Genomic DNA, 14274 nt, shown 5'->3' with positions numbered 1-14274 from the left:
TAATTAACGTAAACCAAACGATTTACGTATGGTGTGCATGTAAGCTAATTGGCTCCATTTCAATAAATTCATCTGCTTCGATCACATCAAAGAAGGCCATTTGTCCACCAGGGTATTTCTTAATGCGCCAACCGTCCATATTTAAGTTACCGCCGTAGACAGGGTCTGAATAAACACCTTCTAAAGTCGCCTGACGTAGCATCGTGAAGAATGCATCTGAAGCTACACCAGTCATGTCAACCTCAGCATTTTGAAAAGCACCTAAAATCTCATCTTGTTGTTCGCCATCAAGATCAAAGAAGGCTTCGCCATGCTCATCCTGTGCGATCTCTTGGATCTTAGATACTCCGTAGAGGAATACTTCACGTCGACGCATCCCGGTTTGTGGGCCTTGCGTTGGTGCGCCTTCATGGAAAGGACCTTCCATGTATTCTCGTGAATTAAAGCCATACTCACCGGCAAGCTGCTTATCAATAAAGAAAGGAACAGCGAGTGCGACGGCTCCAGGACCTGTATCATCCTCTGGGAAGATACGTTCTACGGCTGCACTAAGTACACGGAAATCTTCTTGACGCTTAAAAAAACATTCTTGCTTTTGTTAATTGCTCACCGCCTGCTTGATCGGTTTGTTCTCCTTCGGTGTCTGTTGCAGGTGAAGTCTCGTCTGTGAATGAATTCGTTAGTAGACTACCTAAAATCCCCCCACCAACAACACCACCGACGACGAGTCCACTGTTTTTAAGAAAGTCTCGTCGTGTCATGCCAGATTGGTTATTTTCTTCTGCCATAATGGGTTCACTCCTTTTAACCGTCATTACGATTGTTTCTTGCGCATTTTACTTTTGCCCATATTTGGTTAAAATTACTCAAAAAAAGAAAAAAAGTTACGTATTCTTCTTTGAATTTGGCGAGCCTTATATGGAGAAATTGGGAATCACATGCAAATATAGCTTGAAAACATACGTTCTTAACCTGTATTGTATAAAGAGAACAAATCGGCAAAGACCGAGATAGAGATGCCTATACAGTAGGCTTTTTGTTTCTGTTTAGGAAAGGGGTCACTTAGATACGTGAGTCAAGATAAAGATCAAACACTTGAATATAATGATGATGCGATTCAAGTACTTGAAGGACTTGAAGCTGTCCGTAAGCGACCTGGGATGTACATCGGGAGTACGGATACGAGAGGATTGCATCACCTTGTTTATGAAATTGTAGATAATGCTGTCGATGAAGCGATGGCGGGTTTTGGTAATCATATTAAAGTGATCATTCATAAAGACGATAGTATTTCGGTAGAGGATGAAGGACGCGGGATGCCTGTTGGGACGCACCGAACAGGTCGACCGACGCCAGAAGTGATTATGACGGTTCTTCATGCAGGTGGTAAGTTCGGACAAGGCGGATATAAGACGAGTGGAGGTTTACACGGAGTAGGTGCTTCGGTTGTAAACGCATTGTCGTCTTCACTTGAGCTTACAATCCATCGTGATGGCCATAAATATCGCCAACGATTCGAACGTGGTGGCGTTCCCGTTACGACGCTTGAAAAGCTTGGCAATACGAGAAAGTCTGGAACGATCGTTCACTTCAAGCCAGATGATACGATGTTCCAAACGACAAACTATCAGTATGAATCGCTTTCAGAACGGTTGAGAGAAAGTGCATTCCTTCTTGGTGGAACGTCCATTACGCTCATTGATGAGCGCAAAGGCAAAGAGAAAAGCGAGACGTATCAATACGAAACCGGAATTGATGCGTTTGTTGAATACTTGAACGAAGATAAAGAGGCGCTTCACAACGTTGCTTCTTTTGACGGTGTTCATCAAGACATCCATGTGAATTTTGCTTTTCAGTTTAACGATGGCTATACAGAAAACATCTTGTCATTCGTTAACCATGTTCGCACGAGAGACGGCGGAACTCATGAATTTGGAATGAAGTCTGCGTTTACGAGAGCAGTTAATGAGCATGCACGAAAGCTACAGCTTCTAAAGCAAAAGGATAAGAACCTTGATGGCAATGATATCCGAGAGGGATTAACTGCAGTTCTGTCTATTCATATACCTGAATCATTACTTCAATTCGAAGGTCAAACGAAGAGTAAACTCGGTACGCCAGAAGCACGTCAAAGTGTCGATAACCTTCTTTCTGAGAAGCTCGTATACTTTTTTTGAAGAAAACCCTAAGTTAAGCACGCAATTAATTAAAAAAAGCGATAAAAGCTCAAGAAGTACGTGAAGCTGCCCGTAAAGCAAGAGAAGAAGCGCGAAGTGGTAAGAAAAACAGCCGTAAAGATGCGCTTTTAAGCGGTAAGCTCACCCCAGCTCAATCGAGAAACCCGAAGCGCAATGAATTGTATCTTGTTGAAGGGGACTCTGCAGGTGGTTCTGCAAAGCAAGGTCGAGATCGCAAATTCCAAGCAGTCTTGCCCCTCCGAGGGAAAGTCATTAACACTGAACGTGCAAAGCTTGATGACATTATGAAGAACGAAGAAATTCGCACGATTATTTATAGCATTGGTGCTGGTGCTGGGACGGACTTCTCTGTGGAAGACTGCAATTACGATAAAGTGGTCATTATGACAGATGCTGATACTGATGGTGCTCACATTCAAGTCTTGTTACTAACGTTTTTCTATCGTTACATGCGTCCGCTCATTGAGGCAGGAAAAGTATTTATTGCACTGCCACCACTTTACAAAGTCGAAAGAGGCACAGGTAAAGGAAGAAGCTTGAATATGCTTGGGATGAGTCCGAATTAAAAAGAGCCATTGAAAAGGTTGGAAAAGGTTACACGATCCAGCGTTACAAAGGTCTTGGTGAAATGAACGCTTCCCAATTGTGGGAAACGACGATGAACCTGAGACACGTACGCTCGTACGCGTTCGAGTTGAAGACATTGCTAGGCTGATAAGCGTGTGGCTACGTTAATGGGTGACAAAGTCGAGCCGCGTAGAAAATGGATTGAATCACATGTCGCCTTTGGCTTAGATGAGGAAACGAACATCTTAGACAACGAAATGCTCGTTGCAGAGGAGGACGACACCCGTGCAAGAAGCTGAAAAGTATTTGGATTTACCACTTGAAGAAGTGATTGGAGATCGCTTCGGACGGTATAGTAAGTACATTATTCAAGAACGAGCGCTACCGGATGCTCGGGATGGCTTAAAGCCAGTACAACGACGGATTCTTTACGCAATGCTCCGAGATAATAACTTGTCTGATAAACCGTTCCGTAAATCCGCAAAAACAGTCGGAAATGTAATCGGTAATTATCATCCTCACGGTGACTCTTCTGTCTATGAAGCACTCGTTCGGATGAGTCAATCGTGGAAGATCCGTAAAAACCTCGTCGAAATGCACGGCAACAACGGTTCCATTGACGGAGATCCCCCTGCTGCGATGCGTTATACCGAAGCACGTCTCTCTGCGCTTGCAGAAGTGATGTTACAAGACATCAAAAAAAATACAGTCGAGTATATCCCGAACTTTGATGACACAGAAGAAGAGCCAGTCGTTTTACCTGGCTACTTTCCTAACTTACTCGTCAACGGGTCGACAGGGATCTCTGCGGGTTATGCAACAGACATCCCTCCTCATCATTTAGGGGAGATCATCGATGGTGCGATTTTATTACTTGATCGGCCGAATTCCGATGTGAAAGACTTGATGAATGTGATTCAAGGTCCAGATTTTCCTGGTGGAGGGACCATTCAAGGATATGAAGGATTAAAGAAGGCTTATGAGACGGGGAAAGGAAGGATCGTTCTCCGTGGAAAAGCCGAATTTGAAACACTTCGAGGCGGGAAAGAACAAATCGTAATTACAGAGATTCCGTATGAGGTAATTAAAGCGAATCTCGTTAAGCGTATGGATGAAATTCGCTTTGATAAAAAAATCGACGGGATTGCCGAAGTTCGTGATGAAACGGATCGTACGGGGCTAAGAATTGTTGTCGAGTTAAAGAAAGAAGCCGATGCGAAAAGCATCCTGCATTATTTGTATAAGAATACCGACCTACAAGTGAATTACAACTTTAATATGGTCGCTATTTCTGATAAGGCACCAAAGCTTCTCGGATTAAAGTCACTCTTAAATGCGTATCTCGATCACCAAAAAACGGTCACAACGAATCGAAGCCGTCATGATTTAGATCAAGCTTTAAAGCGTAAGCATATTGTTGAAGGGCTTATTAAAGCGATTAGCGTGCTTGATGAGCTCATTCAATTAATCCGAGAATCTAACGACAAACAAGATGCAAAGAACAATATTATGCAACGCTTTGGATTTACGGAAATGCAAGCAGAAGCGATTGTTACGTTGCAACTTTATCGATTGACAAACACAGATATCCAAACGCTAGAACGTGAAGGTAGTGAATTGGATGAAACGATTAATTCGCTGAATGAAGTGTTAAACAATCCGAAAAAGCTCGTCCAAACGATCAAAAAAAGAACTAAAACAAGTCAAGAAGACGTTTGCAGATGAAAGACGAACGAACGTTGAACGAGATGTTGAAGAACTCAAAATCGACATGCAGACGATGATTCCTCAAGAAGATGTCATCGTCACCGTAAGCCGAGAAGGCTACGTGAAACGGACGAGCGTTCGATCGTTTACAGCTTCGAATGATGAGCGTCCTGGCATGAAAGAAACGGACGACTTAACATTCTTTAAAGAAATGAATACGACAGAGACAATTCTAATCTTTACTGAAAAAGGTCAGTACCTTTATGTGCCGATTCATCAACTACCTGATATTCGTTGGAAAGACAATGGTCAACACGTTGCGAACCTTGTACCTATTTCACCCGATGATCGTGTGGTAAGCGTTGTTCCTGTTGAACAATTTCATGAAGATCAGTTTCTCGTTTTTATTACGAAGAACGGCATGATTAAGCGAACACCACTTAGTGAATATCAAGCACAACGTTTTAACCGGGCACTCGTTGCTTTGAAATTAAAGACAGATGACCTCGTGCGCTCTGTTGATGTAACGAATGGTAAAGAAGAAGTGATGATTGTAACTCGTCTCGGTTATGGCTTACGGTTTGATGAAGAAGAAGCGAATGTTGTTGGCCAACGAGCGGCAGGGGTAAAAGCAATCGCATTGAAAGACGATGATCTCGTTACGTCAGCATTTACGTTTGATCCGACCCAGGTGAAGACAATGCTCGTTACGACTCAGCGAGGAGCGATGAAGCAAGTAAAAGTGTCATTGTTTACGAAGAGTAGTCGAGCTAAGCGAGGGTCAACGATGGTTCGTGAACTTAAGCGAAGTCCGCATTTCGTCGTGCAAGCATGGCCCGTTACGACAGAAAGTAACGCTTTTGTTGCTCGTACTGAGAATGGTGACACTGAACACGTCGAAGGTGGATCAATTAAAGAGTATGATCGTTATCAAACAGGAAATTATGTCGTCGATACGGATACAAGTGGCATGATTGAAGATGTTTGGCCATATATTGATCATAGCCAAAAAAAATGAGGATAGTCGAATTGAGAAAGTCTCACAGAACGTGATGTGAGGCTTCTCATTCGTTATTGTAAAGAACGGAGAAAAAATATGAAAGCCGGTACGCATTTGGTCGGTGCCGTTGCATTAACGACCCTTTATGATCGATTCGTGCCTGTGTCATGGGGGGCGCCACCAGAGGGAATTGAATCGTTTGTTATGCTTGGTGCCGCGTTAATCGGGGGACTTTTGCCAGACATTTGTCACCCAAATTCTACAGCAGGCAAAAAAATATCATCTCTATCTGTCATGATAAGAGGTGTATTTGGTCATCGGACGTTCACACATAGTTTACTGTTTTTACTTATTGTCGGTGTCTTAACTGGACTCATCCCAGGTACATATGGCGTAGCATTCAAACCGGAATCATCATCGGTATGATTAGTCATTACGTATTAGATATGTTAACGTCTCGAGGGATTCGACTGTTTTATCCAATTCCGACGATGGTTCGGTTTCCGTGGCATACGAAAACGGGTTCGTTCTTAGGGGAAGGTAGTGTTTTGTTCGTTTGTATGCTATGGATTAGTTATTATAGCTTAGAATACGTAGGGGTAATTGGCTGAAAATTGTCGAAAAATGATTGTTGCAACGTGACTTTTGGCTTATAATAAACATCAATGTCTTGTTTAAGGGATGGGTGGCAATGATCCGACGTTTAACAATCGCTTTATCGCTTCTGCTTTGTGTGTCATTGTTTATGAGTAATGACGTAACAGCAACGTCTAAGGGACTTGGCAATAAATATGTCTCAGCATATGAGAAATCAACAATTTCTAAAATCCCAACGACTGAACTTGACGAAGTTCAAGCAGAGGCTGCGATCGTTGTCGATGTGAATACAGGTCAATTGTTATGGCAAAAGAATGCTAGAGAACCGTTAGCACCAGCGAGTATGTCAAAGATCATGACGATGTATCTCGTTTTAGAAGCGATTGAAGACGGAGAAGTTAATCGTGACGATGTTGTAACGATTAGTGAAGAGGCTGCAGAGACGGGTGGAAGTACGATGTTTTTGCAAGAGGGCGCAGAATGGACCGTGAAGGATCTATTTGTCTCAATGGCCTTAGCTTCTGCGAATGATGCTTCGGTTGCTTTGGCAGAACACCTTGCATCTGATGAGAAGAGTTTCGTGAAGAAAATGAATGAAAAAGCAGTTGAATTTGGTCTTTCAAGTCATGCGAACTTTGTGAATAGTCACGGATTACCACAACCGAAAACGAGAGAAGAATCTACGTTAACTGCATATGACACGGCACTGATCGGCTATCACCTCATTCAAGATTATCCCGAAGTGATTGAGTTAACTGAAAAACCTCAGTTTACGTTATCGTTTTCAAATCAACAATTTTACAATACGAACCAACTACTTGATCGACAAGTAGAGATTGAACAATTGAACGATTCGCTACAACAACTTGAGGATGAAGAAGAACGTCAAGAACTTGAAGACCAACTCCTTTTAATGGATGAAGGGTTACAAGGAATGGATGGACTGAAAACGGGTTACACGAACCGTGCAGGATATTCATTTATTGGAACTGCCGAACGAGGTGGTCAAAGATTATTATCTGTCGTAATGAAAACAGACTCGAATCGATCTCGTTTTCAAGCAACGGAGACGTTATTAGAAGCAGGTTTAATCATTATACTGCAGATCGAGTCGCTGCGGGCGACTGAAATCGTGCCAATTATTCAAGACAAGAGCCGAATCCATGTACACGACATGGATTCGGCTCTTTAGTTTGTCTCGTAAGATAAATTGACAATACACTATACGCAAAAAACGTATTGACTTCTCGTTTCGCATTCGATAGGTTTATATAAGAATATTCTGTTATATTACAGGGTTAAAGTTAGGAGAGATGTACTAATTTCATATCGAGTAAAGAAATAACGAAACATATATACGGGTAATAATCTTAATACTTAGTCAATGGAGAAAGCTGGGGGAATCGCAATGAAGAAGGTAAAAGGGGGAGTTGTAGGCTTATGCATTGCAGCGCTCGCATTAACTGGATGCATAACGAATACGACGTCAACAGGTGAAGAGATTCATGAATGGAATATGACAATTACGGTAGGGCCAGGCTCTACATGGTATGAAGGCGCTGTGAAATTTGCAGAAGATTTAGAGAGAGAGTCGGACGGTCGGATGCAAATAGAGATCTACACGAATGAACAGCTATCAGCGGGGAATCAAGAAGCAGGCGTTGAACAACTAATGGACGGTCTCAAAGACTTCTCGTATAACTCTAGTATTATTTATGCAGGGGTTGACCAACGGTTCGGTGTTTTAAGTGCGCCATTTTTAATCAATGATTATGACGATGCCCACCGAGTGTTAAATGGAGAGAGTGGACAACTCATTGAAGACATGCTGAGAGAACGGGGAGTTGAACCACTTGGATTTGGTGAGAGCGGTTTTCGTCAAATTACGAATGACACGCTGCCAATTCGTACACCTGAAGATCTTGATCATCTAAAATCCGTGTTCCGAATATGGGTGTGTTAACGAACCTCTTCCGAACACAAGGGGCGGACCCGATTACGATGCCGTTTTCTGAGGTGTATACAGCTCTGCAACAAGGAACCATCGATGGTCAAGAGAATCCAGTAGACGTGACGTATTCATCGGGTCTTGTCGAAGTACAACAATACATGACGATGTGGAATTACGTGTATGACGCGATCATTTTAGGGATGAATAAAGACTTGTATGATTCCTTACCGGAAGAAGATCAGGCGTTAATCCGAGAAGTTGCTGCTGAAGCGAATGACTATCAAATCCGAATTACTCGCGAAAAAGAAGCTGAGCAGCTTGAAGAATTAAAAGCGGCAGGATGGAGATCTACTATCCTACTGAAGAGGAAATAGAACAATTTAGAAACGACTCTCAACCTGTCTATGATCAATTTCGTGACATTTGGGGCGAAGATCATATGCAAACGTTTTTAGATGAAGCGATGGGAAGTGGGGGAGTCGAATGAAGTGGTTAACATATGTTGAATATGACTCGTCATTTTTGCGATGGCTGGAATGTCAATTATTACGTTTGGCAACGTATTGTCTCGTTATTTCTTTGATACGTCCTTTGCCTTTGCTGAAGAAATTACGATTAATTTGTTTGTACTTGCCACATTTGTCGGCGCATCAATTGCAATTAAAAGACAAGCTCACTTTCGTTTTCAATTTCTCTATGAAAAAATGAGACATTCATTTAAGAGAATGACATTACTTTTGACGAGCGCGCTCATGCTAACCTTTTTGTTACTGACGTTCCTATTTGGTTTAGAACTTGTGATCAATCAGTTTGAGCGTGGGCGTATGACACCAGCTCTAAACATTCCACAATGGTTATTTACTCTGTCAATTCCTGTCGGTTCACTGTTTTGTATGATTCGAACAGTAGAGAGTACCTTCCTTTCATGGAACGGTATGAAACGAAACGAATCGCATCAATGGTCAAACATCGAATCGAAGAGTAAGGAGTTGGAAGGGTAATGTTAACCGCACTTATGTTTGTTTTGTTTTTTATTTTAATATTTATTAATTTGCCTGTCGCATTTGCCCTCGGCATTGCAGCAGTTGTTGTACTTTTGCTCGATAGTGGGTGGAGTTCACTTGGACTCATTCCTAGCATTATGTACTCTTCGATTTCATCATTTACATTGCTTGCGATTCCTTTTTTTCGTGTTAGCAGGCGTCATTATGGGTTACTCAGGTATTTCTAAACGCTTAATTGACTTTGCGTATCTCGCGTTCGGACATCGCAAAAACGGGATTGTTATTGTGGCAATCGTAGCGGCATTCTTTTTCTCAGCCATCTCTGGTTCAGGACCCGCAACCGTTGCTGCCATGGGTGCTCTTTTAATACCTGCATTGATTCAAAACGGTTTTCCTGCAAACCGCGCCTCTGCTCTCGTCGCAAGCTCTGGTTCGTTAGGAATTATTTTACCACCGAGTATTGCATTTATCGTTTTTGGTGTAATTGCAAGTGACTTTGCGAGTGTGTCGATTAGTCGACTTTTCGTAGCAGGAATTGTCCCGGGCATTTTACTTGCAGTTGGTCTTCTTGTTGCTAGTATTTTTGTAAGTAAGCAAAATAAGCAACTGATGAAAGCTCGCAATGAAGCTGCTCCTGTCATTGAGAAAGCGCCACTCATAGATGTGCTCAAAGCCTTTGTGAAAGCACTTTTAGGACTCATGATTCCAGTGATCATTCTAGGTGGTATTTATTCAGGAATGTTTACACCAACGGAAGCGGCAGTCATTGCGGTGTTTTATGCACTCATCGTTGGTCTGTTCTTCTATAGGGAATTAAAACTTAAAGACATTCCGAAAATTCTGATCGATGCTTCCGTTCAATCTGCGGTAATTATGTTCATTATTGGGGTTGCGTCATTATTTTCATATATTATTACGACACAACAAGTCGCATCAACGATTACATCGTCTGTACTTAGCTTAACTGCGAATCCGTTTGTACTATTGTTCATGACCGCGATCATTTTACTTGTTGTTGGTGCGTTTATTGACGCCATTTCAGCGTTTTATATTTTTATTCCTCTTTTGATGCCAATTTTACTTGAGGTAGGGGTAGATCCAACAACGATAGGCGTTATGATGACGGTTAGCCTTGCAATTGGATTGTTTACGCCACCGGTCGGCTTGAATTTGTTTGTTGCGAGTGGAATTTCAGGTGTTTCTTCTGAAAGTATCGTACGAGGAATTGGTCCGTATTTAATTGTATCTATCATTGTTTTGCTCATCGTGATGTACGTTCCGATCGTCTCAAATGGTTTGCCAGATTTATTAGGGATGTAGCAGGGAAATAAAAAGGAAGCGAGAACTAGTGTTTATTGGGAGGAGAGAGAAGAATGGCTGAAGAAAATCTATTTGAAGGTTTGCCATCAACAGCTGTATCTGACGGTTTAAAAGGGTATAACCATATGAAAAACGGTGTATATCCACTCAAAGAAGAGTGGAAGCTCAGTGGACCTGCATTCACAGTCGATGTGTCTGGTGGTGAGAATCTATCCCTTTTAAAAGCGATTAAAAATGCCTCTGAAGGTGATGTATTGGTCATTGACGGTAAAGGTGAGCGAAGTGTTGCAATTGCAGGAGACTTTATCGTTGGATTAGCGAAGACACTCGGCTTAAACGGAATAGTAGTAGATGGCGTCATTCGTGATTTAGAAGCGATTCGGGATCTTGATTTTCCAGTCTTTTGTTTAGGGACAACTCCGGTTGCGAGCAAGAAGAATGAATATGGAAAGCTTCAAGTCCCAATCACTTGTGGTGGCGTTGTCGTAAACCCTGGTGATTATGTTGTAGCTGATCTTGATGGCGTTGTTGTTGTGCCAAAAGAAGATGCAAATGACGTATACAAGAAAACGTTAGATAAGATTGCAAAAGACGAAAAAAGAGAAAACGAGATTGGCGAAGACAAAGAAAAAGCACGTAAGTATTTAGAGCAGTATTAATTCGAAATTTGTAGCCAATATACATGCGTGTTGGTGTATGCTCGTTTCAGGTTTAAAAGAAGCGTCACTCGGGAATGTATTCGATACCGAACGAATACGATGAACCATTAATCATTTGGCAAAGGTGTGATGTTGAATGGTGAAGATTTCCCATATCAAAAAGGTTTTAGAGAACATGAGTAAAGATCATGATCAGCGCACAAGTTCATTAAATGAAGATGTGTCATGGTTTGCGCCGATCAGTCGCAAGTTTGATGAGTTTTTACTCGAAAACGACGAGAATAATCAACACGGTTTAGAGAAGTTCACCATTCAACACCTTAAGACGTTGAAGAATGAAACCGCTGAATAATCAAGAAGGCTCCCCGATATGGGGGGCCTTTCACAATTTAATCGGAATTAATTGAAGCTTTGTTGCTTCTTCGAGTAACCGGTCATTAAGTTTTTGGACTTGTTTGTTGTATGCGGTCTTAAGCAACTTTCGTTCGATTACTAAGCTTTCATTTGAAAGCGGTTGTGCCTTTAATAAGTGATCGATATTTTTCATGTTTCGCTTTAACGTAGCGATTTCTTGTTCACACGATTGGATGTGATTTTGAAGTTCAATCGGAATTAAAGACTTAGGAATGAAAATGTCTACGAGCGCTCTTACTTTTGTTATGTTTTGTTTTTTTGGCAAGGTAGATTCGATGATTACCATGTCGGATTCCAAAACGCCCATCGGGTAATAGCAACAACGCAATTGGATCGGCGGGGTCATCATACCATTCCCCGCGTCGTTTATAGGCCTCTTTTAGACGATCTAATTTTTGTTGGCGTAACACCTTTCGGTGTGACAATGCAATGACGTCATCAGGATGTATATACGTAATTCCAAATTCGCAAAAATACATGTCATCTTTTTTTAAACGAACGCATCACTTCATCCATATAGAGCCATTCATTATGGTCTTTAATTTGCACCAAAAACACCTCCTGTACAATGTATGAGTACGTTTTTGGAAGTAGGACTCAAAAGCAAAAAAAACAGTTTGATTCACGCCATTAATTAAATAAACATTCAAAAAAATGCTAACGCTTCCAAAATGAGTGGGTGTAAAATAGAAGAGTAGCTATTTATAGAAAGGAAGTGGGAGAGATGACAAAAACAGTAGGTCACGTATTGCTTGAAGAAGTAGCCATGAAGAATGTACAACTCCAAAGTCGAATTGTGATGGCACCAATGACGAGGGTGTTCTCACCAGATGGAGTTCCAAATGATGAAGTTGCAGCATACTATCGTAAGCGAGCTGAAGGTGGTGTCGGTTTAATCGTTACAGAGGCACGGCCATTGATCATCCTTCAGCAGTTATGCATAAAGATATTCCAAGATTTTATGGTGAAGAATCACTAGCTGGGTGGAAGAAAGTCGTTCAAGAAGTTCATGCGGCAGGCGGGAAAATCATCCCTCAACTATGGCACGTTGGTGCAGCTAGAAAAGCTGGAAGTGAACCAAATGTTGAAGCCGCACCGATTAGCCCATCAAGCATAAGTCTTAAAGGAAAAGAAGTTCCAAAGATTCATGCGTTAACAAACGATGAAGTTAAAGACCTCGTCCATCAATTTGCAAAAGCTGCCAAACAAGCACAAGAGATTGGATTTGACGGAATTGAATTACACGGTGCTCATGGTTATTTAATTGATCAGTTCTTCTGGGAATTAACGAATCGCCGTGATGATGAATACGGTGGCAATTTAACAGGTCGCTCAACGTTTGCAGCCGACATTGTACGAGCTTGTCGTGCAGCAGTTGGGGAAGATTTCCTAATTGTTTTCCGCTATTCTCAGTGGAAAGGGACTGACTATGAAGCGAAGTTAGCTCAGAATTCACAAGAGCTAAAAACGCTATTGCAACCCCTTGTAGAAGCCGGTGTGGATGTGTTCCATTGTTCAACGAGACGTATATGGGAGCCAGAATTTGTTGAAGAAGATCCAGATCTCACGTTAGCTGGATGGACGAAGAAAGTAACTGGCAAACCAGCAATTGCCGTTGGATCGATCGGGATTAACAAAGCTTATCGTAGTGAACATGAAAATGACACGCGTGATTTAGTCGTATCAATCAATGAAAATATTCAAATCACAGAAAAGAAAATCGAAAACGGTGAATTTGATTATGTAGCAATTGGCCGTTCATTACTCGCAGATTCAGATTGGCCAAAGAAGTTACAAGAAAATCGTCTTGAAGATGCAACGATGTATACGAAAGAGCTTGAAGAGACTCTACGATAAGAATTTCTAGTCTATTTTAGTCGCTTTTTAGAAAGATGAGGTTTAAAACTTAAGGGATTGCGGTAAAAGAAAGTAATTATGTTTATGAAGGGTGAGAACAAATGAAGAACAAATACACATCAACGGATCAAGAAAATCAACCTGTAGCAGTGTTTGAAGCAACAGATGATCTTGAAACAGCAACATTAAATGAAGTTCGCTCACTTTATGAACGATTGCTAATTTTACCTTGGAAATCACATACCTCAACGTCTCGAGAGAATGGGGAGATTGCCCTTACACTTTTTGAAAAAGCGAACCAAGAAGGCCATGAAATGTACTTATTAGAGACGACAACGAAAGGTAAGCAAGTTGAATTGCATATTGTTGGTGGGCGCGGAGTAGATGTCTTCCGCCAAATACCGAAAGTATTAACAAAACAATAGATTAATCGTAAACAAGCTGAGAATCGATGATTCTCAGCTTGTTTTTGTTGAGTAGTTGGTAAAAGGTCAAACTCATCCATATAGTTATCGTTTAATGAAATCCATCATTAAATGATGTAACTAATCGGTGAATTGAAAACTTTAAATAGATGGTTCATTGTTCATTATTTATTCAACTAGGCTCATTCCACTTACTAATCACTAGGTCATAAGCACTGGATCGAGCATATCCATAATACATAAACTAAATGAAACAACTTAAATGATGGGGGGGTGAATAATTTTGGCAAAAAAACCACATCACCTAGGAAAGCAAGGTATTCATGTAAATAATAATCTAATTAATAGTCACGCAAAGTGTTCTGGTACCGGAGCCACGGGTGTGACAGGTCCTACCGGAACAACGGGAGCTACAGGAGACACTGGCGAACCGGGTCCAGCTGGTGCAACTGGAGAAACCGGACCTACTGGAGCAACGGGAACAGGAATAACTGGAGCCACAGGAGAAGCTGGTGAACCGGGTCCAGCTGGGCCGATCGGAGAAACTGGTCCTACTGGAGCAACGGGCACGGGAA

At 41.7% G+C, this 14274-nt stretch carries 12 protein-coding genes and 5 pseudogenes; 14 read left to right on the top strand and 3 right to left on the bottom strand.

Annotated features, from left to right (window positions below; translation table 11 throughout):
• Positions 1 to 22 precede the first annotated feature (22 nt).
• Both JCM19055_RS12885 and JCM19055_RS31840 read right to left on the bottom strand, forming a co-directional pair.
• Positions 23 to 532, bottom strand: coding sequence for a gluconate 2-dehydrogenase subunit 3 family protein (locus JCM19055_RS12885; protein WP_370543145.1), 510 nt, complete (start codon positions 530 to 532; stop codon positions 23 to 25).
• 43 nt (positions 533 to 575) lie between these two features.
• Entirely contained in the window at positions 576 to 788 is a 213-nt protein-coding gene (locus JCM19055_RS31840; protein WP_370543129.1) for a twin-arginine translocation signal domain-containing protein, read from the bottom strand.
• Between the two features lie 282 nt (positions 789 to 1070).
• Between JCM19055_RS31840 and parE the strand changes: the two are divergent.
• From parE to JCM19055_RS12840, 11 genes and pseudogenes are all read left to right on the top strand, one after another.
• Positions 1071 to 3064 (top strand): annotated as a pseudogene (gene parE, locus JCM19055_RS12880) (DNA topoisomerase IV subunit B).
• Positions 3051 to 5490, top strand: a pseudogene (parC, locus tag JCM19055_RS12875) (DNA topoisomerase IV subunit A). The pseudogenes parE and parC overlap by 14 nt, the downstream one beginning before the upstream one ends.
• Positions 5491 to 5568: 78 nt before the next feature.
• Positions 5569 to 6083 (top strand): annotated as a pseudogene (locus tag JCM19055_RS29690) (metal-dependent hydrolase).
• Between the two features lie 80 nt (positions 6084 to 6163).
• Positions 6164 to 7261, top strand: coding sequence for a D-alanyl-D-alanine carboxypeptidase family protein (locus tag JCM19055_RS12865; RefSeq protein WP_052366299.1), 1098 nt, complete (start codon positions 6164 to 6166; stop codon positions 7259 to 7261).
• Between the two features lie 192 nt (positions 7262 to 7453).
• Positions 7454 to 8394 (top strand): annotated as a pseudogene (locus JCM19055_RS31835) (DctP family TRAP transporter solute-binding subunit).
• Positions 8361 to 8507, top strand: coding sequence for a hypothetical protein (locus JCM19055_RS29675; RefSeq protein WP_265182127.1), 147 nt, complete (start codon positions 8361 to 8363; stop codon positions 8505 to 8507). The pseudogene JCM19055_RS31835 and the gene JCM19055_RS29675 overlap by 34 nt, the downstream one beginning before the upstream one ends.
• A gap of 49 nt (positions 8508 to 8556) precedes the next feature.
• Positions 8557 to 9021 carry a TRAP transporter small permease gene (locus JCM19055_RS12855; protein WP_193745423.1) on the top strand — a complete coding sequence of 155 codons (465 nt, stop codon included), beginning with the start codon at positions 8557 to 8559 and terminating at the stop codon, positions 9019 to 9021.
• Positions 9021 to 9251, top strand: a complete 231-nt coding sequence (locus JCM19055_RS31830) for a TRAP transporter large permease subunit (RefSeq protein ID WP_370543128.1) — start codon at positions 9021 to 9023, stop codon at positions 9249 to 9251. The genes JCM19055_RS12855 and JCM19055_RS31830 overlap by 1 nt, the downstream gene beginning before the upstream one ends.
• Complete coding sequence (locus JCM19055_RS12850; RefSeq protein WP_370543127.1) at positions 9229 to 10344, top strand: TRAP transporter large permease; 1116 nt, start codon at positions 9229 to 9231, stop codon at positions 10342 to 10344. The genes JCM19055_RS31830 and JCM19055_RS12850 overlap by 23 nt, the downstream gene beginning before the upstream one ends.
• 53 nt (positions 10345 to 10397) lie before the next feature.
• Positions 10398 to 11003 (top strand): RraA family protein, encoded by a 606-nt coding sequence (locus JCM19055_RS12845; protein WP_042360019.1) that lies wholly within the window; start codon positions 10398 to 10400, stop codon positions 11001 to 11003.
• A gap of 175 nt (positions 11004 to 11178) precedes the next feature.
• The gene (locus JCM19055_RS12840; protein WP_265182126.1) at positions 11179 to 11355 is read left to right on the top strand and encodes a hypothetical protein; all 177 of its coding nucleotides are present in this window, start codon (positions 11179 to 11181) and stop codon (positions 11353 to 11355) included.
• Positions 11356 to 11385: 30 nt separating this feature from the next.
• Here the strand turns inward: JCM19055_RS12840 and JCM19055_RS12835 are convergent, their stop codons facing one another.
• Positions 11386 to 11763 carry a hypothetical protein gene (locus JCM19055_RS12835; protein ID WP_042360017.1) on the bottom strand — a complete coding sequence of 126 codons (378 nt, stop codon included), beginning with the start codon at positions 11761 to 11763 and terminating at the stop codon, positions 11386 to 11388.
• Positions 11764 to 12141: 378 nt separating this feature from the next.
• Between JCM19055_RS12835 and JCM19055_RS12830 the strand changes: the two are divergent.
• The 3 genes and pseudogenes from JCM19055_RS12830 to JCM19055_RS26490 all read left to right on the top strand — a co-directional run.
• A pseudogene (locus JCM19055_RS12830) lies at positions 12142 to 13274 on the top strand (NADH:flavin oxidoreductase).
• A gap of 101 nt (positions 13275 to 13375) precedes the next feature.
• On the top strand, positions 13376 to 13699 hold the full coding sequence (locus tag JCM19055_RS12825) for a hypothetical protein (protein ID WP_042360016.1): 324 nt from the start codon (positions 13376 to 13378) through the stop codon (positions 13697 to 13699).
• A 283-nt stretch (positions 13700 to 13982) separates the two neighbouring features.
• Positions 13983 to 14274 (top strand): hypothetical protein (locus JCM19055_RS26490; protein WP_042360015.1); only part of this gene is annotated, 292 nt, incomplete at its 3' end.

It is taken from the genome of Geomicrobium sp. JCM 19055, from assembly GCF_000698185.1.
Lineage (GTDB): Bacteria > Bacillota > Bacilli > Bacillales > Marinococcaceae > Geomicrobium_A > Geomicrobium_A sediminis.
Note: the sequence above shows the minus strand (reverse complement) of the source record. Positions and strands in the feature narration are given on the sequence as shown.